Here is a 22,585-nt window from a genome sequence, read left to right on the forward strand (position 1 = left end):
TCCGGCGGACGCTTCGGTCCGGCAACTAGCCGCGCGCGAGCACCACGACGCCGACCAGAATGATGCCGATGCCGATGAGCCGCTGCATCGACAGCACTTCGCCGAACAGGTACCACGCGGCGAACGCGTTGACGACATAGCCGAGCGAGAGCATCGGATAGGCGATCGACACGTCCACGCGCGACAGCCCGACGATCCACACGACGACGCTCAGCACATAACAGGCAAGCCCGCCGATGATCGGCCACTGCGTCGCGATCTTGATGCCGACCGGCAGAATGTTGGCGGGCGTCATGTCGAAATGGCCCACCGCGTTCACGCCGGCTTTGAGCAGGAGCTGGGCGCATGCGTTCAACGATACGCCGATGACGATGCAAATAAAGGAGATCGGGTTCATCGCGCGTTTTTCAAATGCGGAACAAGGATACTCGGTTCATCGCGAAATGCCGAACGATCGTGCAGCGCAGCATCGCGACCGGGAGGAAAACGCGCGCTCACGGCTGCGGTTTCTCCACGATCACGCGGCGCTCGTCGCGGGCGATCACCTGCATGGGCACGTGGCGTGCCATGAGCTCGTCGTAGCGTGCGGGCGGCATCAGCGCGAACGCGTAGCGCTCCGAATCCCACAGCCTGACCCATTCGTCGACGCTCGGCACCCATTTTTGCGGCTCGGTCTGTACGCCGAAGGTCAGCTCGTCGGCTTCGCCGACCATGATCATCGTGTGGCCGAGGTAGAAGGGCATCGTGTGGTCGAGCTTCGCGATCGAGTAAAACGGCGTGTCGGGCGGGAGCTTGGCCATCGCGGCCTTCACGGCCGGCACGAGCCGCACGCCGGAACTCTGCGTGCCGAAGACATCGTGACCGGAGCCCGCGATCGTGCCCAGCAGCAGCCAGGCCGCGCCTAGTCCCGTCGCGCCCGCGAGCACGCTGCGCCGGTTCAGCCAGAGCGCGAATATCGTCACGACGAAAGCGACGGCGAGGCCCGCGTACACCCAGATCTGGAACTCGCGATAAAGCGCGTTAGGCGTGTTGGCGCTGCCCGCGCGGCCGAGGAAAATCGCTCCGAAGGCCGCGGCGATCAGAAATACCGCATAGCCGATCAGATGCATGCGGTACTGCGATTTCGTCAGCGAGGGCAAATACAGCCCGATGACGAGCGCGAGCGCCGGCGCGATCGGCAGCACGTACGAAATGAGCTTCGAATGCGACGCGCTGAAGAACAGGAAAATGAACGCGGACCAGATCAGCAGCATCGTGACCGGCGCGAAGCCGTTGGGCTGGCGTGGCGTCTTCAAGCCGTGGCGCACACTCTGAAAGGCGATCGACAGCCACGGCAGAAAACCCACGATCAGAACCGGCACGAAGTAATAGAACGCGCCGGGGCGGTTCTGCTCGGGCGTCAGATAGCGCTTGAACTGCTGGACGATGAAGAAGAAGTCGAAGAACTCCGGGTTCTTCATCTGCACGAGCGCGAACCACGGGCCGGTCACGATCAGGAACACGATCAGCCCACTGCCGATATAGAGCCGCTTCCAGAGCGCCCAGTCGCGCGACACGAGTGAATACAGAACGAGCACGGCGCCCGGCAGGATCAGGCCGACGAGACCCTTCGACAGCACCGCGGCGCCCATGCCGGCCCAGCAGAGCCACATCCAGAGACGCACTTCGCGGGTCGGCAGTCCGGGGCGCTGGGCGAGCAGGAGCGCGCAGAGGGTCAGCTCCATCCAGAACGACAGGCCCATGTCGAGCGCGTTGAAGTGGCCCATCAGGTTCCAGTACGGGCACGTCGCGAGGATGACCGCGGCGGCGAAGCCCGTCATCGCGTTGAATACGCGCGTGCCGGTATAGCCGACGAGCAGCACGCCCAGAAAGCCCGTGAGCGCCGTATAAAGGCGCGCCTGCCATTCGCCGATGCCGAACCACGCAAAGGTAAGGGCATTCGCCCACGTTTGCAGGGGCGGCTTTTCGAAATACTTGTAGCCGTTGTAGCGCGGCGTGATCCAGTCGCCGGTCACGAACATCTCGCGCGCCATTTCGGCGTAACGGCCTTCGTCGCTGGGCACGAGATGACGATACCCGAGCGGCGCGAACCAGATGATCGCGAGTGCGAGTACCAGAAGAATGAGCGAAAGACGCGTGAGCGGTAGCCGGGTAGGCGTATCGTTCATGAAGTCGACCTGTCCGATGCCGCGATGCGCGGCGCTAATGAAACGAATTGAGCGATGAATGCGCGCCGCGCGAGGATGCAACTCGTGCATGCTCAGGCACGCATTGTCGATGCGAGTTCGCACGTTCGAGCGCGCGCTGCGCACTTGTCCGACGTCGAAACGCCCGGCGTAACGACGATGCCGGGCGGGAGTGTAGCGCACGGCCGACCGGCATCCGTCAAAATTGACGACTGGCAAGCGACGGCTGCTGCCGATATCGGACGGGCGGCGGGAGTCTGCCAACGCTTCCTTAGCGCCGCCTTAGCGATCCCCTCAGGCTTCGATCAGCAGTGCGGCGGCCACGCGCCGGCCTTCGGACATCAGTATGTTGTAGGTGCGGCAGGCCGCGCCGAAATCCATCGTTTCGACGCCGATGCGGTGTTTCGCCAGTTGCGCGGTGAGGCGCGGATGCGGAAAGCGCAGCCGCGACCCGCTGCCGAAAATGACGACTTCCGGCGCGGCCTCGACGAGCGCATCGAAATCCTCGGGCTTGAGCGCATCGAACGACGACACCGGCCACGCCGCGACGGGCGTCTGCGGCATGACGATCACGCTGCCTTCGTGCCTTTCGAGATTGATCGCCACGAAACCGTCTCCGTAGCTCGTGATGGTATTGAGCGCGCTGGTGGAATCCTGGTGCAGTTTCAAAACAATGATCCGGCAAGGAAAAGGAGAGAGGCCCGGCGGGCGCGCGCAGCGCCGTTTGCGCCGGTTCCGGCGCATTCGATTGGTGCATTGCGGAACTGGGCCATAATCAGTAAATTATAACTTTTTGGCCGCCGGGCTCGCTCGTGCGCCACCCGTTGCGCTCGCGTGCCGCCACAAGCCGCCTTCGACACGCAATCCGGTCCGCATCGCCCATGCCTTACCTGGCGCGGCGTCTAAAATGCATCGTTCGGCGCTCGGGAAAAGCGAGCCGTCCGGGCGAGCCGCCATCGGCTTTCACCTCGGTATTTATTGCAACGCCCGTCCGCCGCGCGCGAGGCTGGCTGCCCCGAATTCCGAGCCGCACGCGACCGACATCACCAGAACCCGTCCGCATTCACATCAGACCCAGAGCGCCAGCCGTGAAACCGATTCTCAAATCCAACAAGCTGCAAAACGTCTGCTACGACATTCGCGGGCCCGTGCTCGAACACGCGAAGCGCCTCGAAGAAGAAGGCCATCGCATCATCAAGCTGAATATCGGCAATCTGGCGCCGTTCGGCTTCGAGGCGCCGGACGAGATCATTCAGGACATGATCCGCAATCTGCCGGGTTCGTCGGGCTATTCGGATTCGAAGGGCGTGTTCGCCGCGCGCAAGGCGATCATGCATTACACGCAGCAAAAGGGTGTGACGGGCGTCGAACTGGACGATATCTACATCGGCAATGGCGCGTCGGAACTGATCGTCATGGCGATGCAGGCGCTTCTCAACGACGGCGACGAAGTGCTCCTTCCGGCGCCGGACTATCCGCTATGGACGGCCGCGGTGAGCCTGTCGTCGGGCACGCCGCGCCACTACATGTGCGACGAGAGCAACGGCTGGATGCCCGATCTCGACGACATCCGCGCGAAAATCACGCCGAACACGAAGGCGCTCGTCGTCATCAACCCGAACAACCCCACAGGCGCGCTGTACTCCGACGAACTGCTGCGTGAACTGATCGCGATCGCGCGCGAGCACGGCCTCATCATTTTCGCGGACGAGGTCTACGACAAGATCGTCTACGACGGCAAGACGCACACGTCGATGGCCGCGCTCTCCGAAGACGTCGTCACGGTCACGTTCAACAGCCTTTCGAAAAGTTACCGCTCGTGCGGGTATCGCGCGGGCTGGATGGCGATCTCCGGGCTGATCGAAGAGAACCGCCGCCGCGCGAAGGATTATCTCGAAGGCCTCGGCATTCTCGCGTCGATGCGCCTGTGCCCGAACGTGCCCGGCCAGTATGCGATCCAGACGGCGCTCGGCGGCTATCAGAGCATCAACGACCTGATCGTCCCGAGCGGGCGCCTCTTCAAGCAGCGCGAACTCGCGTACGACATGCTCACGGCGATTCCGGGCGTCACGTGCGTGAAGCCGCAAGCCGCGCTCTACATGTTCCCGAAGCTCGATCCGAAGATGTATCCGATCCAGGACGACCAGCAGTTCATCACGGATCTGCTGCTCGAGGAGCGCGTGCTGCTCGTGCAAGGCACCGGCTTCAACTGGCCGACGCCGGATCACTTCCGCGTGGTTTTCCTGCCGAACGTCGACGATCTCGCGGATTCGATCAACCGCATCGCGCGCTTCCTCGACGGCTATCGCAAACGACATTCCGCTTAATCTCTCTTTTAAAGACTCGCGCTGCATGGAACCGATCAAAGTAGGACTCTTGGGCTTCGGCACGGTCGGCAGCGGCACCTTCACGGTGCTGCGCCGTAACCAGGAAGAAATCAAACGACGCGCGGGACGCGGCATCGAAATTTCGCGCGTTGCCGTGCGTACGACGGCGAAGGCCGAAGCGGCGAAGCAGGAAGGCATCGCGGTGACGGACGACTTCAACGCGGTCGTCGACGATCCTTCCATCGCCATCGTGTGCGAAATGATCGGCGGCACGGGCTTCGCGCGCGAACTGGTGCTGCGCGCGATCGCGAACGGCAAGCATGTCGTGACGGCCAACAAGGCGCTGCTCGCGGTGCACGGCACGGAAATTTTCGAGGCCGCGCGCGCGAAGGGCGTGATGGTCGCGTTCGAGGCCGCGGTGGCGGGCGGCATTCCGATCATCAAGGCGCTGCGCGAAGGGCTGACGGCGAACCGCATCGAGTACATCGCGGGCATCATCAACGGCACGACGAACTACATTCTTTCGGAAATGCGTGACCGCGGGCTCGACTTCGCGACCGCATTGAAGGCCGCGCAGGAACTGGGTTACGCCGAAGCCGATCCGACTTTCGACATCGAAGGCGTCGATGCCGCGCACAAGGTCACGATCATGAGCGCAATCGCGTTCGGCGTGCCGGTGCAGTTCGATCGCGCGTATGTGGAAGGCATCAGCAAGCTGGCCGCGATCGACATTCGCTACGCGGAAGATCTCGGCTATCGCATCAAGCTGCTCGGCATCGCGCGGCGCTCGGAGAAGGGCATCGAGCTGCGCACGCATCCGACGCTCGTTCCGGCCAAGCGCCTGCTCGCCAATGTGGAAGGCGCGATGAACGCGGTCGTCGTGCACGGCGACGCGGTCGGCACGACGCTCTACTACGGCAAGGGCGCGGGCGCGGAGCCGACGGCGTCCGCCGTGGTCGCCGATCTCGTCGACGTGACGCGCCTGCATACGGCCGATCCCGAGCATCGCGTGCCGCATCTGGCGTTCCAGCCGGACAGCCTGTCGAACACGCCAATCCTGCCGATCGACGAAGTGACGAGCGGCTACTACTTGCGCCTGCGCGTCGCGGACGTGACGGGCGTGCTCGCGAACATCACGCGCATTCTCGCGGACAAGGGCATCTCCATCGACGCGCTCCTGCAGAAGGAATCGGAAGAAGTCGACGGCGCGAACAAGGGCGAGACCGACATCATCCTCATCACGCACGAGACGCTCGAAAAGAACGTGAACGCGGCGATCGCGCAGATCGAGGCGCTGTCCACGGTCGTCTCGAAGGTGACGAAGCTGCGCATGGAAGCGCTCAACTAAAGGCAAGCACGATGAACTACATTTCGACGCGCGGCGCCGGCACCGACGAGCGCCACACGTTCTCCGATATTCTGCTGGGCGGCCTCGCCAAAGACGGCGGCCTGTATCTGCCGACGGAGTATCCGAAAGTCAGCGCCGACGAACTCGTGCGCTGGCGCACGCTGTCGTACGCGGATCTCGCATTCGAAGTGCTGTCGAAGTTCAGCGACGACATTCCTGCCGACGACCTGCGCTCGCTTACGCGCAAGACGTACACCGCGCAGGTGTACAGCAACGTGCGCCACGAAGAGAGCGCGGTTCAGATCACGCCTTTGAAGACGCTCGGCGAGGAAAACGGCACGACGCTGTCGCTGCTGGAACTCTCGAACGGCCCGACGCTCGCCTTCAAGGACATGGCGATGCAACTGCTCGGCAATCTGTTCGAGTACGCACTGGCCAAGCACGGCGATGAATTGAACATCCTCGGTGCGACCTCGGGCGACACCGGCAGCGCCGCCGAATACGCGATGCGCGGCAAGACTGGCGTGCGCGTGTTCATGCTCTCGCCGCACAAGAAGATGAGCGCGTTCCAGACCGCGCAGATGTTCTCGCTGCAGGATCCGAACATCTTCAATCTGGCGGTCGAAGGCAACTTCGATAATTGCCAGGACATCGTCAAGGCCGTGTCGAACGATCACGCGTACAAGGCGAAGCACAAGATCGGCACGGTCAATTCGATCAACTGGGCGCGCGTCGTCGCGCAGGTCGTGTACTACTTCAAAGGCTATTTCGCCGCGACGAAGAGCAACGACGAACGCGTGTCGTTCACGGTGCCCTCGGGCAATTTCGGCAATGTGTGCGCGGGGCACATCGCGCGCATGATGGGCCTGCCGATCGATCAACTCGTCGTCGCGACCAACGAAAACGACGTGCTCGACGAGTTCTTCAAGACCGGCGTGTATCGCGTGCGCGGCGCGGCGGAGACGTATCACACGACGAGCCCGAGCATGGATATCTCGAAGGCGTCGAACTTCGAGCGTTTCGTGTACGACCTGCTCGGACGCGATCCGGCGCGCGTGCTGCAACTGTTCCGCGACGTCGAAGAGAAGGGCGGCTTCGACCTCGCGGTGAGCGGCGATTTCGCGCGCGTGAAGGAATTCGGATTCGTGTCGGGCAAGAGTGGCCACGACGACCGCGTGAAGACGATCCGCGACGTATTCGAGCGCTATCACACGATGATCGACACGCACACCGCCGACGGCGTGAAGGTCGCGCGCGAAAATCTGAAGCCCGGCGTGCCGATGATCGTCCTCGAAACCGCGCAGCCGATCAAATTCGGCGAGACGATCCGCGAGGCGCTCAATCGCGAGCCCGAGCGGCCGGCTGCGTTCGTCGGACTTGAAAAACTGCCACAAAGGTTCGATATCGTTCCTGCCGATGCTGGCGTCGTGAAGGCGTTCATCGCCGAGCGCACGTAACAGGATCGTCATCGGGATGAACGGGGCGCGGCTGCACGGCCGCGCCCCGTTTTTCATGATGCGGCACGAAATCCGCCGCCGGAGCCAGCTTGGCAGAATCGCCGCTCGCGGGGAAAAGCCCGCCAAAAGCTGTTAAAATCTCAGGTTTTTCGTCGTACCCCATTCAAAAGGACGCGCCGTGCTGTCTACCGCCAATATCACCATGCAATTCGGGCCCAAGCCCCTCTTCGAGAACATCTCGGTCAAGTTCGGCGAAGGCAACCGCTATGGCTTGATCGGCGCCAACGGCTGCGGCAAGTCGACCTTCATGAAGATCCTGGGCGGCGATCTCGAGCCGTCCTCGGGCAACGTCATGCTGGAGCCGAACGTGCGTCTCGGCAAATTGCGCCAGGACCAGTTCGCGTACGAAGACATGCGCGTACTCGACGTCGTCATGATGGGCCACACCGAAATGTGGGCCGCGATGACCGAGCGCGACGCGATCTACGCCAACCCCGACGCCACCGACGACGACTACATGCGCGCCGCCGACCTCGAAGCCAAGTTCGCCGAATACGACGGCTACACGGCCGAAGCGCGCGCGGGCGAACTGCTGCTCGGCATCGGCATCAACATCAACGATCACAATGGCCCGATGAGCAACGTCGCGCCGGGCTGGAAGCTGCGCGTGCTGCTCGCGCAGGCGCTGTTCTCGAAGCCCGACGTGCTGCTGCTCGACGAGCCGACCAACAACCTCGACATCAACTCGATCCGTTGGCTGGAAGACGTGCTGAACCAGTACAACTCGACGATGATCATCATCTCCCACGATCGGCACTTTCTGAACCAGGTCTGCACGCACATGGCGGACATGGACTACGGCACGTTGAAGGTCTGGCCGGGCAATTACGACGACTACATGCTGGCGTCGACGCAGGCGCGCGAGCGTCAGCAGGCCGCGAACCAGAAGGCGAAGGAGCGCGTGGCCGACCTGCAGGACTTCGTGCGCCGCTTCTCGGCGAACAAGTCGAAGGCGCGTCAGGCGACCAGCCGTCTGAAGATGATCGACAAGATCAAGATCGAGGAATTCAAGCCGTCGTCGCGTCAGAATCCGTTCATCCGCTTCGAGTACGAGAAGAAGCTGCACAACATCGCGGTGGTCGCGGAGGAAATCACGAAGAAGTACGACCGCACGATCTTCCAGAACTTTTCGCTCTCGGTGCAGCCGGGCGAGCGTATCGCGATCATCGGCGAGAACGGCGCGGGCAAGACGACGCTGCTCAAGTCGCTCAAGGGCGCGCTCGAACTCGATCACGGCACGGTGAAGTGGGCGGAAAACGCCAACGTCGGCTATATGCCGCAGGACACGTACGAAGAGTTTCCGAAGGACGAGACGCTGACCGAGTGGATCGACCAGTATCGCAAGGAGGGCGACGACGAGCAGATGATGCGCGGCACGCTCGGCCGTCTGCTCTTCAACGCGGACGATATCAAGAAGAACGTGAAGGTGCTGTCGGGCGGCGAAAAGGGCCGCATGATCTGGGGCAAGCTGATGCTCGGCCGCCACAACGTTCTGCTGATGGACGAGCCGACCAACCACATGGACATGGAGTCGATCGAGTCGCTGCAGATCGCGCTGGAGAAGTTCGAAGGCACGCTGATCTTCGTGTCGCACGACCGCGAGTTCGTGAGCGGGCTGGCGAATCGCATCATCGAAGTGAAGACGGATGGCACGCTGCGCGACTTCGGCGGGAATTACGAAGATTTTCTGGCGAGCCAGGGGATTCAGTAATCACCGGCTTCGCGCTCGCGCTGAAACAAGCGGCCCGCCTCGAAAGAGCGGGCCGTTTTTACATGCCGGTCAAAGCCTGTCGTTGCGAAACCGCATCGCCGTTCCTTCGCGCGTAATGCGCTCCCAGATCGCGCGTTTTTCGTCGTCGTTCAGAAACACCCAGTTGGACACTTCGCCGGCCGTGCGGCCGCAGCCTTTGCAGACGTCGTCGAAGAGCGTGGAGCACACGCCGATGCAGGGGCTATCAGGCAGATCGTGAAGATTCGAAGACATTGGGCTAGCTCGTGACCGCATCGGCGCCGAACAAAAGAGGGCGGCAACGCGGCATTCAAAATCGTAAAAAAACTCAACGCGCGATACTGTAGCCTATCCGCGCGATCCAGTGATGCCGCTGGTTGTAATCGAGGATGTCCTCGCCGTACCCGTTGAAGTAGCTCACGAACAGATAGCCGCCCCACGCGCTGCCGATCAGCTTCGCGAGCGGATAGGTCAACTGCGATTCCACGCTGCCGTACCAGTGCTTCGAGCCTTTGCGTAATGTCGTCGCGAGTTGCCAGCCGTCCGGGCTGCCGTATTTCACGAGGAAATCGACGTAGCCGCGATAATCCGCGATGTCCTCGTTGCCCGCCTTCGACAGGTAGTAATAGAACTTCGGCGAGAGCGTCAGGTGATTGCCGTTCAGATCGCCGAAATCCCATGTCGGGCGCACGAACGCGATGTTGATCGAGCGCGATTCGTCGCCGCTCTTGCCGTTCGATTCATGCCCGATGCCCGCCGCGACGCCCATGCGCGTGAAGAGCGCGCTTTTCCAGCCGGTGTCCTCCACGTAATAGAACAGTTGCGGCTGAAAGCTGATGTCGCGAAACGGCACCGATTCGGCCGAGAGATTCCAAATGGCCGTCTGCGTGTAGCCGAAATAGAGGTTGTCAAGGAAGCCGCGCGAGCGGGGATCGTCAGGCAGATGCAGGCGATATTTGAAGCTGAACTGGAATTTCGCGAGATTGTCGCCGTTTTTGCCATCCGCGAAATAGATCGGCTCGAACGTCGAGAAGCGGCCCGAGAGCAACGTGTCCGTGCTGGACGCCGGTTGGACGGCGGTATTCGCCGCGGCCGTCGCGACGGCGAGTTGGCCGGGCGTCGTCGCTTGCGACTCGGCCTTCTCCGCGGCGGCGACCTCGGTCTGCGTATCGCTGCGATTGAGCGTGACGAGCATCGGCGAAGCATCGAAGCCGACCGGATCGATCTTCACCGCGCCGCGCGCCGAATCGGGCCACGGCGCCGAAAAACGCACGCGGCGATACTGGCCGGGCGCAAGGCGCAGACGGTCCGGCACTGTCGGATCGCGCTCGAGCGTGAGCGGCGCCGGCGGCAAATCGCCATTGGTCAGATTCACGGTCAGTTGCTTCGGGACATCGACGGTCAGAGGTTTCGCGTCATCGTCGGTATAGAGGAGCGTCAGTTCGAGCGGTTGCGAGGCGGCGGCTTCGCGCGCGGGTTGCAGCACCGCGACGGTCGCGTGCGTAGCGCCGCTTGTGCAAAGGCCGGCAAGAAGAAGCGCGAACATGCGTGCGCGGCCGGCAGAGCGGCGGGAATTTTTCAGCGAAATCGATCGTGGGCCGTGGGCCATGTAGTTCGTGTCCTGTTGGGGCGGGGCGGGCATCAGGACAGTCTGACAGCGCGAGCCGCGCCGCGATCCCGACATTCCAGACGAAATGGCATCGAAACCGGTGCGTCAGGCCGAAAACACCGCCTGCCAGAGCATCGCGCCGTTCAGCGCGACGATCACGCCCGCGCACATCCACGCCAGCGCCAGCGGCACGCGCGCGACGCGCCAGCGGCCCATCAGCGCGGCATCGGAGGCGAAGCGCACGAGTGGAATCACGGCGAGCGGCAATTGCAGGCTCAAGACGACTTGCGTCGCGACGAGGAGCGCGTTCGAACCATGCTGGCCGAAACTTCCGACCGCGACGAGCGCCGGACCGATCGCGAGCCCGCGCGTCAGGAGCGCCCGCGCCCAGCGCGCCATCTTGAGGCGCAGGAAGCCTTCCATCACCGCCTGGCCGGCGAGCGTGCCCGTGACCGTCGCGTTCAGGCCGCACGCGAGCAGCGCGGCGGCGAACACGACGCCCGCCCAATGACTGCCGACGAGCGGCGCAATGAGACGGTGGGCGTCGGCGAGATCGTTCACACCGGTGTGGCCGTTCGCGTGGAAGACGGCGGCCGCGACGATCAGTAACGACGCGTTGACGATGAACGCAAGCCCGAGCGAGCCGAACGTATCGATGTTCACGCCACGAAGCGCGCGCCCGATGGTCGCGTCGTCGCGCGCGCTCGCGTGCTCCTTGACGAGCGCGGAGTGCAGATAAAGGTTGTGCGGCATCACGGTCGCGCCGAGCACGCCGGCGGCGAGCCAGAGCATGCCGGCATCGCGGACGAGTTCGCGCGACGGCGCGAGCCCGCGCAGCGCATCGCCCCAGACCGGATGCGCCAGCGCGAGTTCGATGACGAAGCACAAACTCACGAGAAAGATGAGCGTCGACACCGCCCGCTGCAGGGACCGCTTGCCGCGGTTTTGCAGCGCGAGCATCGCGAAGGTTCCGACCGCCGAAACCAGCACGCCGGCCGTGAGCGAGAGGCCGAAGAGCATTTGCAGCGCAACCGCGCTGCCGACGACTTCCGCGACGTCGCACGCGATGATCGCGATTTCGCACGCGATCCACAGGACGAGCGTCGTACGGCGGCTGTAGCGTTCGCGGCACAGTTGCGCGAGGTCGCGCCCGGTCACGACGCCCACGCGCGACGCGACCCATTGCAGCAGCATCCCCATCAGGCTCGCGAGCAGGACGACGAAAAGCAGCGAGTAACCGTAGCGCGCGCCGCTCGCGAGCGCCGTCGCCCAGTTGCCGGGATCCATGTAGCCGACAGCGACGAGCGCGCCGGCGCCGGCGAACGAATACCAGTGTCTGCGCGGGCGCGGCGCGCGCTCCCGATCTTCACGGGTCGCCACGGGCGACTGCGCGTCGGATTTCGCGGCTGACGGCCGGGCGAGCGCGGAGGGATTGGTATTCATGCGGGAGGCGGCCTCGAATAGCGTTGCAACGGTGCGCGTTGCCGGTTCAGAAGACGCCGCTTTTCGCGGCGCACGTCGAATTGGCTCGCAACAACTGTTCCGCTGGCTATTCGTCAGGCTTGCCCGTGTCGGCCGCGCTCGTGCGAGTCAACGAAACGACGAAGAAACGACTCGCAAAACGGCGGGCGCAAGGGGACGCAGGCGACCGACCACGAATAATGACATTGCATCGGGCTTACGCCTGCGTGTCACTTTGACGAGTGTGGGTTTATCACGTGCCGCGGCAGCGGATTAGGGGCTAAAATGCGCGCTCTTTCCGGCTGTCGGCGCGCGGCGCTAAGCCGGGCAGAGCCCCGCGCGGCAAGACCGTCGCCGCGTGACGCAAGGGCGTGTACATTTTGCGCGACAAGCGGCGGATTATTTTTTGTCGCGTCCGCGTTTAATGGTAGTTTTCGGGGTTTTAGGGGAGTCGCGGGTCGCTCGGCGATGCGAAAATGCGCCGGGTCCGGGCGGCACGACGTCGTGACAAGTCGGAACAAGGGAGAATCGAAATGAACGAGAAACTGGCGAGCCGCACGGCCAAGCTGGCGGGCGCCCTGGCATGCGCCGCGATGCTGACTCCGCTCGCGGCCTTCGCGAAAGACACGCAGTTGAACGTGTACAACTGGTCGGACTATATCGCGAAGGACACGATTCCCAACTTCACCAAGCAGACCGGCATCAAGGTGAAGTACGACAACTACGACAGCGACGACACCCTGCAGGCCAAGCTCCTGACCGGCCGTTCCGGCTATGACATCGTCGTGCCGACCAGCAATTACGCCGGCAAGCAGATCGCCGCGAACATCTTCGCGCCGCTCGACAAGTCGAAGCTGCCGAACCTCAAATATCTCGATCCCGACCTGATGAAGCTCGTCGAGGGCGCGGATCCGGGCAATAAATACACGGTGCCCTGGGCGTACGGCACGACGGGCCTCGGCTACAACGTCGACAAGGCGAAGCAGATCCTCGGCGCGAACGCCGAACTGAACAACTGGGACATCCTTTTCAAGCCCGAGAACATCTCGAAGCTGAAGGCGTGCGGCGTCTCGGTGCTCGACGCGCCGGACCAGATGTTCGCGGCTGCGCTGCATTACATCGGCAAGGATCCGATGAGCACGAACCCGGCCGATTATCGCGAAGCGCTCGCGATGATGAAGAAAATCCGTCCGTACATCACGCAGTTCAACTCGTCGGGCTACATCAACGACATGGTCGGCGGCGATATCTGCTTCACCTACGGCTGGTCGGGCGACGTCGTGATCGCGAAGCATCGCGCCGTCGATGCGAAGAAGCCGTTCAAGATCGAGTACTACATTCCGAAGGGCGGCGCGCCCGTGTGGTTCGACGTGATGGCGATTCCGAAGGACGCCAAGAACAAGGACGCGGCGCACGAGTGGATCAACTACATCGAGACGCCGCAGGTTCACGCCGCGATCACCAACGCCGTGTACTACCCGAGCGCAAATCTCGAAGCGCGCAAGTACGTGGACAAGGACGTCGCGAACGATCCGGCCGTGTATCCGCCGCAGGATGTCATCAAGACGCTGTTCCTGCTGAAGCCGCTGCCGCCGGAAATCCAGCGCCTGCAGACGCGGCTCTGGACGGAATTCAAGTCCGGCCGATGAATCCGATAAGCCGGTTATTCTTTTGAAACGACGAAGCCCCTGGACCTCCGGGGGCTTTGTTCGTGATCGCATCGCGTGGCGGGGCGAGTCACGAAAGACGCATGGAAGCAAGGAGTCGAACAGGCAATCATGAGTGAGCAGTCGAGCGCGTTGAAGGCAGCGCCTAATTCCGGCCGGCGCGAGCCGGGCAGTTTCCCATCCGTCTCGAGCACGGACGACAGCTTCGTGCAGATCGTCGATGTCGTGAAGAAGTTCGGCGAGACGACGGCCGTGCGGGGCGTCAACCTGTCGGTGAAGAAGGGCGAGCTGTTCGCGCTGCTGGGCAGCTCGGGCTGCGGCAAGTCGACTCTTTTGCGCATGCTCGCCGGACTCGAATCGGTGACCGAAGGGCAGATTCTGATCGACGGGGAAGACCTCGCCAAGATGCCGCCGTACAACCGGCCGGTCAACATGATGTTCCAGTCCTACGCGCTCTTTCCCCACATGAGCGTGGAATCGAACGTCGCGTTCGGGCTGAAGCAGGAAGGCGTAAAGGGCGGCGAGCTGAAGGACCGCGTCCACAACGCGCTCGAACTCGTGCAGATGGCGAAGTTCGCCAAGCGCAAGCCGCACCAGTTGTCGGGTGGTCAGCAGCAGCGCGTCGCGCTCGCGCGCAGCCTCGTCAAGCGACCTAAGCTGCTTCTGCTCGACGAGCCGATGTCCGCGCTCGACAAACAGATTCGCCAGCGCACGCAGATCGAGCTCGTCAATATTCTCGATACGGTGGGCGTCACCTGCATCATGGTGACGCACGATCAGGAAGAAGCGATGACGATGGCCAATCGCATCGCCGTGATGAGCGAAGGGCAGATCGTGCAGCTCGGCACGCCGCACGAAGTCTATGAGTATCCGAATAGCCGCTTCTCCGCGCAGTTCATCGGCTCGACCAATCTCTTCGACGGCAATGTCGTCGAGGACGAGCCGGATCACATCTTCGTCGAATCGCCGGACCTTCCGGTGCGGCTCTATGTGAGCCACGGCATCACCGGGCCGCTCGGCATGCCGGTGACGATATCCGTGCGTCCCGAACGCATCGCGCTCACGCGCAAGCCGCCCGAAGGCACCTACAACTGGGGCCGCGGCAAGGTGACGAACATCGCGTACATGGGCGGCTACACGCTCTATCACGTGACGCTCGATTCCGGCAAGGTCGTGGTCGCGAACCTGTCGAGCCTCGCGATCGGCGAGATCGATTCGCCCACGTTCGACGACGAAGTCTACGTGCGCTGGAGCGCGTCGGCGGGCGTGGTGCTGACCGCATGATGACGAACTGGCTCAAGCGCATCGGCGTTTCCGGACGCACGCTCGTCATCGGCGGTCCGTATCTGTGGCTCCTGCTGCTGTTCTTCGTGCCGTTCCTGCTCGTCGTGAAGATCAGCTTCGCCGACAGCCAGCTCGGCATTCCGCCGTACACGGATCTCGTGACGATGGAAGAGGGCGTGATGCATATCGCGCTCGACTTCGCGCACTACGCGTTCCTCGTCAAGGACAGCCTGTACTTCGCGACCTACATGAACTCGCTGCTGGTCGCGGCGGTATCGACGGTGCTGTGCCTCCTGATCGGCTATCCGATGGCGTATTACATCGCCCGTTCGAATCCGGCCACGCGCAACATCCTGATGATGGCCGTGATGCTGCCGTTCTGGACGTCGTTCCTCATTCGCGTGTACGCGTGGATCGGCATTCTGAAGAACAACGGCCTGCTCAATAACTTCCTGATTTCGATCGGCCTGCTGCATTCGCCGATCGAGCTGTATCACACGAACATCGCGGTATATATCGGCATGGTGTATTCGTATTTGCCGTTTCTCGTGATGCCGCTTTACGCGCATCTCGTGAAGATGGATCTGACTTTGCTCGAAGCGGCCTACGATCTCGGCGCGAAGCCGTGGAAGGCGTTCGTGCAGATCACGTTGCCGCTGTCGAAGAACGGCATCATCGCGGGCTGCCTGCTCGTGTTCATTCCGGCGGTGGGCGAGTACGTGATTCCCGAACTGCTCGGCGGCGCGGACACGCTGATGATCGGCCGCGTCATGTGGAACGAGTTCTTCAACAACGCCGACTGGCCGATGGCTTCCGCCGTCACTTGCGCGATGGTCCTCTTGCTGCTCGTGCCGATGGCGCTTTTCCAGCACTTCCAGGCGAAGCAACTGGAGGAAAAGCGATGATCAAGGTCAGCCGTCCGTTGCAAATCACCGCGCTCGGACTCGGGTTCGCGTTCCTCTATATACCGATCCTGAGTCTCATCGTCTATTCGTTCAACGATTCGCCGCTCGTCACCGTCTGGACCGAGCCGTCGCTCAAGTGGTATCGCGCGCTCGTCACCGACGACGAACTGATCAACGCGGCGTGGCTGTCGTTGCGCATCGCGTTTTTCACGGCGTGCGCGTCGGTCGTCATCGGCACGTGGGCGGGCTTCGTGCTCGCGCGCATGGGGCGCTTCAAGGGCTTCACGCTCTACGCGGGCATGATCAACGCGCCGCTCGTGATTCCCGAAGTCATTCAGGGCATTTCGCTGCTGCTGTTGTTCGTCGAAATGGCGAAGCTCATCGGATGGCCGGATCGCGGATTCTTCACGATCTGGATCGGACACGTCATGTTGTGCATCTCATATGTGGCGATCATCGTGGAATCGCGGGTGCGGGAGCTGAATCCTTCGCTGGAGGAGGCCGCGCTCGATCTCGGCGCGACGCCGCTGCGCGTGTTCTTCTCGATCACGCTGCCGCTGATCTCGCAGGCGCTCGTCGCCGGTTGGCTGCTGTCGTTCACGCTTTCGATCGACGATCTCGTGCTGTCGGCGTTCCTGTCCGGTCCCGGTTCGACGACATTGCCGCTCGTCGTGTTCTCGCGCGTGCGTCTTGGCCTGAATCCGGAGATGAACGCGCTCGCGACTTTGTTCATCGCGCTCGTGACGGTCGGCGTGATCGCGGCGAACGTCTTCATGCTGCGCAGCGAACGGAGAAAACTCGCAACGGTGATGTGACGCCAAGTGGCCGGACGCAAAAAGCGCGTCCGGCACGACGCTGTAAACGCCGAAGGGCCATCGCGATGTTCAGTCGCGATGGCCCTTCTTGCATCAAGACGCGCCGCTTACTTCGCTGCTGCGTCCTTCAGAACGACGCGCGTCGGACCGCCGATGCTATTCATGAGCAGGTCTCCGTTGGACATGTACTGGATGATGGCGTAAGCGCCGTTGCCCAGATTGCTCTGCCCGAACGACACGCGATGCACGGTCTTGCCGGTGTTCCAGTCCATGCCGGTGATTTCCCAACCCGTCTTCGGATAGTAGCCGTTCACGAACACCATGTTCGACGCCGAACTCGTGCTCGGCACCATGCTGATGGAAACGACGTCGTCACGCGTCCAGACCGAGCGCCATGCGTGCTTCTTCGGATCCCATTCGAGACGCTCGGCACCCGAGGCCGGCTTGTTGACCGGACCGAGCGACAGCACGTCGACGAGCTTGTCCGGATGGCCCTTCTCGGCAACGTTGTTGACGACGAACGCGCCGTAGCCGTTCACGACCACCGACTGTTCGCTCTGAACGAACTTCGGCGGATGCTTGAGTCCGGCCGTGATGCCGATCTGACCGGCGATGCGCGGCGACTTCGTACCCGGAATCTGCTTCCAGCCCGCGGGCATCTGGTCGCGCCAGAACGCGACGAGGTGCATGCGGTTCGCGCCGTCCGTGATGACCACGAGCTTGTCCTGGTCGTCGCCGAAGCCCATGAGCGTGGGCGTGGAGCCGGTGCCGTCGCCGAACTTGACTGCGGGCGGCTGATCGCCGTGCTCGTATTCGGCCTTCCATGCGCCGTCTGCTTCGTCTTCCGAGAGCTTCGTGCCGGTCCAAACGACCTTATGCATCACGCGATTCGACGCAATGTAGATGCCGCCTTTCTGATCGATCGCGAACGAGTTGCTCACGAATTCGCCCGGCGCAAAGCGGATCGTCTGCGGCTGGCCTTCGAGCGAACGGTCGAACACGCTGATCGACACGTTCGATGCCACGACGAACTTGCCGTCGTACGTGACACCCGTGCCGACGAGATGCGCCTTGCCGACGATCGGTTTCATGTCGACGGTCTTGATGACCTTGATGCCGGCGGCCGGATTCTTTTCGTCCACGAGACCGAACATGCTGATGTTGCCGTCCGAATCGTTGTAGTAGACATGATTATCCTTGTCCACCACCGAGTACACGCCGTTGACGACGCGCGTCCAGTCGAGGCCGTAGGTCTTGAACACTGCGTCTTCGGCCTGCTTGATGTTCGTGTAGCGCTCGCCGAGCACCTTGTCGTGCAGCGCGGCCGGAATGACCTTGTTGCCGGGCGCCGGGGCGCGTGCGACTTCCTTGAAGCCGCCGTTCGACACGTCGATATACGTCACGCCTTCGCTGGACACGCCCCACATGTAGTTCGGCGACGTCGACGCGAGCGTCATGATGTTCACCGGACCGGCGACGACGCGCGGCGCCTTGCTGATATCGACGTTGAAGAAGCCGGGCTTGACCGCATACGGAAACGCATCGCTCTGCGACGAATCGAAGTGCGTGATCGAATATTTCTCGGCGGCGAGGAACGGGTTGCGCGGCGGCTGCTTCGCTTCCAGCGCGTGCGCGGTGCCCGCAGCGAACAGCAGCGCGGTTATCGTGCTGACAGAGGTTTTTTTCATGCGTTGCTCCTTCTTCGGGTTGAATTCATATCGCGATGCGGGCAGGCATCAGAACGCCAGCGTCGCGCTTGCCATGAAACTGTTGGTGCTCTTGAGCCGGTTCGTGCTCGCGATGCTCGGCACCCAGCGCAAGCTCGCCGAAACGGGATGTTTGCCGCCCACCTTGGTGTCGTAAGTGACGATGGGACCGAGCGAGAAGTCATGTCCGACGAAGCCGTCGAGCCGATCGGCGACTGGGCCGGAGTCCTTGCCGAGCTGCTGAACGGTGCCCATCACGAGGCCTACGCCGACGCCATTGGCGAATTTCTTCAGGCCCATTAGATCGAGCGTGAAGAGCGGGGCGTTTTGATAATCGGTGGCTTGATTGCGCGTGTAGAACTGCAGTCCCGCGACGGCGTCGAATTCCAGGCCGTACTGCGGAACGAGCTTCGTGTACGCCACTTGAGGCACGAAGGTCCAGTTGTTCAGGCTCGTGTTGGCGAGCGCGTTCGGGTCGTAACGGCCGGTCGGCGCCCAGACGTTGAAGCTGAGCGCGATGTGATCGGTGCGCGAGAAGTGGTATCCCGCGACGATCGGCGTGAAGTAGAGGTCAAACAAGTTCGCGGCGCTGTCGCTGCGCGCGCCGTTCAGGCGTCCGACGGACGCGCCTGCTTTCACGTCGGTCCAGACGTAGGGCAGCGTGACGGCGGACGCGAAACTCCATCCGGCCATGCTGCCCCACGAGCGCATCAGGGTAGCGAGCGTGAAGTCGATCTTCGCGTCGACGCCGGCAGTCGCCGTGCCGGCGATCGGCACGGAGCGGTTCGCGCCGATCGAGCCGTCGAGATAGATGTTCTCGAAGTTCACGATGGTCATCGGCTCGGGCGGCACGATGCCCGCGCTCGGGCCGACGCTCATGCCCGCGACAGGCCGGCCGAGCGCGCTTTCGGTTGCATGAGCAACGGGAATGCAGACCGATGAGGCCGCCAGCATCAGCGCCAGAACTGATCGGCGCGCGGTAAGTCCGCGACGCGTGCCGAATTCAGATAAAACGCATTGCATTATTCCCGTTTCTGGGATTCGATTTATTTTGCTCATTGTTTGAAAAATTGGTGCGTCCAAAAGCGCCGTAATAAATGGATCCGTCTATCTATCCGCTTTGCGAAATATCGCGGTAGACATTAATTGAATTTAATCGCTATTCGTAGGCGTGCGTGTTCCCGCAACGATGGATCGTTGCTGCCTGTACTTGCCGGAGAGAGTTCTTGTTCGTGCCGAATCAGCTCCGCGAACTTTGAAACGGGCGCTAATGGCGATTGAAAAAGATTAAACAGTGCTCAGGTTTAGAAACAGATCTTCCGACTGCATTTGGTTGGCGACACTATCAGCGCGCACGTGCGCAGACAAGCTTTGCCGCCGGAATGACAAAGATATGCACAAAGATCAATTATTTTTTTCATTAATACGCTTTGAGAAAATCTCAGCGTGAAGTTTGCGCAAAACGAGTTCGGGGCGCACGATGCGCCCCGAGAAAAGACATGCAAACGCCTGCTTGCGAAAGCTTCAGTCGCCCGACGCTTCCCGCGCGAGCGCGAGATGCTTCGCGAAGGTCGTCGGGTCGGTATTGGTGCCGCACAGCAGCACGCCGACACGCTTGCCTTCCAGCCGCTCGCGCAACGGTCCGAGCAGGGCGGCGGTAGCGGCGGCGCATGCCGGCTCGACCGCCAGTTTGAGTTCACCGAACAACTGCAGCATGCCGTGACGCAGCTCGTTGTCCGACACGGTGACGATCTCGTCGATATGCCGCCGGCATAGCTCGTAGCTGTACTGCTCGGTATGCGGCGCCATCAGAGAATCGGCGATGCCGTGCATCGCGCCCATCTTGACCGTGTGATTCGCCTCGAAGCTGCGTTTCATCGCATCCGAGCCTTCCGGTTCCACGCCGAAGACATGCAGCGACGGATTTGCGAGGCGCATCGCCGTCGATACGCCCGCGGCCAGGCCGCCGCCGCCGATCGGCAGGATCACGGCGTCGAGATCGGGCGCCTGCGACGTCCACTCGTAGCCGAGCGTCGCCGTGCCGAGCACCGTGCGATAGCCGTTGAACGGATGGATGAACACGCGTCCTTCTTCCGCTTCGACGCGCCGCACGACATCGAACGCCTCGGCGACGTTCTCCGCGAACACGACTTCCGCGCCGTAGCGCCGGCACAGCGCCACGCGCGCCGGGCTCGCGCTCTTGATGATGACGACCTTCGCGCCCACTTCCATGCGCTGCGCCGCGTACGCGACCGCCACCGCGTGATTGCCCGCCGATACGCACGTGACGCCCGCCGAACGTTCGCTGTCGGTGAGCGCGAGGATATTCGAAAACGCGCCGCGCGCCTTGAACGTGCCGCTTGCCTGCAAGAGTTCGAACTTGAACGTGACCGGCGTGCCTTCGAGCGTCGGAAAGTCGTGGCGCTCGAAGGTCGGGGTGCGCGTCACCCACGGCGTGAGCGCCATATGCTGCTCGGCGATTTCGTCGAGCGTCGGAATCGGCGTGCCGTCGATCGTATTGTCGGAATGCTGCATGGCAGTGGACATGGCGTGTTGTCGATCTGGAGAGGTCAACGGGGCTGTGCTTCGACGGACATGCTGTGGATGAACTTGCCCAGGAACGCCTCGCACTGGACGAGCTGTTCGAGCGACACATACTCGTTCGCCTTGTGCGCCTGTTCGATGTTGCCCGGCCCGCAGACGATGCTCGGCACGCCCGCGTTCGCGAACAAGCCCGCTTCGGTGCCGTAGGCGACCTTGTGCTTGTCCTGATTTTGCGTGAGCGCGCGCACGAGTTGCGTGATCGCGGCCTGCTCGGTGGCGTCGAGGCCGGGCGCGGACGCGAGCTTCGTGAATTCGATCGCCGCGTTGCCGTGTTCCTTCAGCATCTTCGGCAGCAGCGTGTCATGCGCGTACGACTGGATGCGTTCGAAGATCTGATCGGGATCGATCGTCGGCAAATTGCGGAATTCGAACTCGAAGTTGCATTCGGCGGGGACGGTGTTGATCGCGTTGCCGCCTTTTATCGTGCTCGTCTGACCGGTGGTGAAGGGCACGTCGTAGAGTTCGTCGAACGGACCTTGCGCGCGAAACTCGTCGACGAGATCGCGGATGTGGCAGATGAGCCGCGCTGCGTACTCGATCGCGTTCAGGCCCTTCGGCGTCAGCGACGAATGCGCCGCGAAGCCGCGCACGCAGCAGTGATAGGTGTTGATGCCTTTGTGCGCGATGATCGGGCGCATCGATGTCGGTTCGCCGACGATGCAGCCATCGGGTTTGAGGCCGCGCTTTTTCAGGTCGGCGATCATCAGCGGCGCGCCGGCGCAGCCGACTTCTTCGTCGTAGGAAAGCGCGAAGTGGATGGGTTTCGCGAGCTTGGTCGCCTGCATCTTCGGCAGCATGGCGAGCGCGGCGCCGATGAAGCCTTTCATGTCACACGAGCCGCGGCCGTAGAGGAGGCCGTCGCGCACTTCGGGCTTGAACGGATCGCTCTGCCAGTCCTGACCGTCGACCGGAACGACATCGGTGTGACCCGACAGCACGATGCCGCCGTCGGTTTGGCCGTCGTGCGCCGGGACCGTGGCGAAGAGATTCGCCCACTGGCCGCGCGGATCGTTGGTGATGGTCGCTTCGATGCCCGCTTTTCGCAGTTCGTCGCGTACCGTTTCGATCAGGCCGAGATTCGGATTGCGGCTTACGGTATCGATGGATACGAGCCGTTCGATCCACGGCAGGGAAATGGGCGTTTCGGTTCTGGATTGAGCTTCGAGATTCGCCGTGTCAGCGATCTGTGACATATTTTTGCTCCTGCGGGTAGGGTTTGATCATAGCCCAAAAGAATGATGCTGGCCGCAGGGGGCTTTTTGGTTTTTGAGTTTTGGGGCTTTTGAGCTTTGGCGCTTTGGGGTTGTCGCCGGATCCCGTTTTCGTGGCGGTCTATTAGCACTGCCCCTGTGCGGGGCGGCAGTCACTTTCTTTGCTGCTGCAAAGAAAGCAACTGTATTGAGCGTCAAGGGTTGAGTTGGTAAGGA

The 22,585-nt window shown here is 62.3% G+C and carries 18 protein-coding genes; 8 read left to right on the plus strand and 10 right to left on the minus strand.

Annotation, left to right across the window (positions count from 1 at the left end):
- Positions 1 to 25: 25 nt before the first annotated feature.
- The 3 genes from QCE58_RS08015 to QCE58_RS08025 form a co-directional block, all read right to left on the minus strand.
- A complete protein-coding gene (locus QCE58_RS08015; protein ID WP_008349817.1) occupies positions 26 to 397 on the minus strand; it encodes an SMR family transporter in 372 nt (123 codons plus the stop codon).
- 97 nt (positions 398 to 494) lie between these two features.
- Positions 495 to 2,168, minus strand: coding sequence for a glycosyltransferase family 39 protein (locus QCE58_RS08020; protein ID WP_175980107.1), 1,674 nt, complete (start codon positions 2,166 to 2,168; stop codon positions 495 to 497).
- A 312-nt stretch (positions 2,169 to 2,480) separates the two neighbouring features.
- The gene (locus QCE58_RS08025; protein WP_008349815.1) at positions 2,481 to 2,855 is read right to left on the minus strand and encodes an Mth938-like domain-containing protein; all 375 of its coding nucleotides are present in this window, start codon (positions 2,853 to 2,855) and stop codon (positions 2,481 to 2,483) included.
- 419 nt (positions 2,856 to 3,274) lie between these two features.
- Between QCE58_RS08025 and QCE58_RS08030 the strand changes: the two genes are divergently transcribed.
- The 4 genes from QCE58_RS08030 (at position 3,275) to QCE58_RS08045 (ending at position 9,089) form a co-directional block, all read left to right on the plus strand.
- Positions 3,275 to 4,513 (plus strand): pyridoxal phosphate-dependent aminotransferase, encoded by a 1,239-nt coding sequence (locus QCE58_RS08030; protein ID WP_008349814.1) that lies wholly within the window; start codon positions 3,275 to 3,277, stop codon positions 4,511 to 4,513.
- A 25-nt stretch (positions 4,514 to 4,538) separates the two neighbouring features.
- Entirely contained in the window at positions 4,539 to 5,861 is a 1,323-nt protein-coding gene (locus QCE58_RS08035; RefSeq protein ID WP_008349813.1) for a homoserine dehydrogenase, read from the plus strand.
- A gap of 11 nt (positions 5,862 to 5,872) precedes the next feature.
- Positions 5,873 to 7,318 (plus strand): threonine synthase, encoded by a 1,446-nt coding sequence (thrC, locus tag QCE58_RS08040; RefSeq protein WP_250521091.1) that lies wholly within the window; start codon positions 5,873 to 5,875, stop codon positions 7,316 to 7,318.
- A gap of 178 nt (positions 7,319 to 7,496) precedes the next feature.
- On the plus strand, positions 7,497 to 9,089 hold the full coding sequence (locus QCE58_RS08045) for an ABC-F family ATPase (protein WP_008349811.1): 1,593 nt from the start codon (positions 7,497 to 7,499) through the stop codon (positions 9,087 to 9,089).
- A 69-nt stretch (positions 9,090 to 9,158) separates the two neighbouring features.
- Here QCE58_RS08045 and QCE58_RS08050 read toward each other — a convergent pair whose 3' ends face one another.
- The 3 genes from QCE58_RS08050 to QCE58_RS08060 all read right to left on the minus strand — a co-directional run bounded on the left by QCE58_RS08050 (position 9,159) and on the right by QCE58_RS08060 (position 12,159).
- Positions 9,159 to 9,362 (minus strand): DUF1289 domain-containing protein, encoded by a 204-nt coding sequence (locus tag QCE58_RS08050; protein ID WP_008349809.1) that lies wholly within the window; start codon positions 9,360 to 9,362, stop codon positions 9,159 to 9,161.
- Positions 9,363 to 9,435: 73 nt separating this feature from the next.
- Positions 9,436 to 10,653: a phospholipase A gene (locus QCE58_RS08055; RefSeq protein ID WP_250521092.1), complete on the minus strand. Its 1,218-nt coding sequence runs from the start codon at positions 10,651 to 10,653 to the stop codon at positions 9,436 to 9,438.
- 168 nt (positions 10,654 to 10,821) lie between these two features.
- Entirely contained in the window at positions 10,822 to 12,159 is a 1,338-nt protein-coding gene (locus QCE58_RS08060) for an Nramp family divalent metal transporter (protein ID WP_250480497.1), read from the minus strand.
- A 551-nt stretch (positions 12,160 to 12,710) separates the two neighbouring features.
- Between QCE58_RS08060 and QCE58_RS08065 the strand changes: the two genes are divergently transcribed.
- The 4 genes from QCE58_RS08065 (at position 12,711) to QCE58_RS08080 (ending at position 16,848) form a co-directional block, all read left to right on the plus strand.
- Entirely contained in the window at positions 12,711 to 13,826 is a 1,116-nt protein-coding gene (locus QCE58_RS08065) for a polyamine ABC transporter substrate-binding protein (RefSeq protein ID WP_008349802.1), read from the plus strand.
- A gap of 129 nt (positions 13,827 to 13,955) precedes the next feature.
- Entirely contained in the window at positions 13,956 to 15,128 is a 1,173-nt protein-coding gene (locus QCE58_RS08070) for an ABC transporter ATP-binding protein (RefSeq protein ID WP_008349801.1), read from the plus strand.
- Entirely contained in the window at positions 15,125 to 16,033 is a 909-nt protein-coding gene (locus QCE58_RS08075; RefSeq protein WP_033536118.1) for an ABC transporter permease subunit, read from the plus strand. Before QCE58_RS08070 ends, QCE58_RS08075 begins: the two co-directional genes overlap by 4 nt.
- A complete protein-coding gene (locus QCE58_RS08080; RefSeq protein WP_033536119.1) occupies positions 16,033 to 16,848 on the plus strand; it encodes an ABC transporter permease subunit in 816 nt (271 codons plus the stop codon). The genes QCE58_RS08075 and QCE58_RS08080 overlap by 1 nt, the downstream gene beginning before the upstream one ends.
- A gap of 107 nt (positions 16,849 to 16,955) precedes the next feature.
- Here the strand turns inward: QCE58_RS08080 and QCE58_RS08085 are convergent, their stop codons facing one another.
- The 4 genes from QCE58_RS08085 to argE form a co-directional block, all read right to left on the minus strand.
- Positions 16,956 to 18,536, minus strand: coding sequence for a hypothetical protein (locus QCE58_RS08085; RefSeq protein ID WP_250521093.1), 1,581 nt, complete (start codon positions 18,534 to 18,536; stop codon positions 16,956 to 16,958).
- 48 nt (positions 18,537 to 18,584) lie between these two features.
- Positions 18,585 to 19,508 (minus strand): transporter, encoded by a 924-nt coding sequence (locus QCE58_RS08090; protein WP_250521094.1) that lies wholly within the window; start codon positions 19,506 to 19,508, stop codon positions 18,585 to 18,587.
- A gap of 570 nt (positions 19,509 to 20,078) precedes the next feature.
- Entirely contained in the window at positions 20,079 to 21,101 is a 1,023-nt protein-coding gene (locus QCE58_RS08095; RefSeq protein ID WP_175980116.1) for a threonine/serine dehydratase, read from the minus strand.
- Between the two features lie 23 nt (positions 21,102 to 21,124).
- Positions 21,125 to 22,351: an acetylornithine deacetylase gene (gene argE, locus QCE58_RS08100; RefSeq protein WP_250521095.1), complete on the minus strand. Its 1,227-nt coding sequence runs from the start codon at positions 22,349 to 22,351 to the stop codon at positions 21,125 to 21,127.
- Positions 22,352 to 22,585 lie beyond the last annotated feature (234 nt).

It is taken from the genome of Caballeronia sp. LZ028, assembly GCF_031451415.1.
Taxonomy (GTDB): Bacteria; Pseudomonadota; Gammaproteobacteria; order Burkholderiales; family Burkholderiaceae; genus Caballeronia; species Caballeronia zhejiangensis.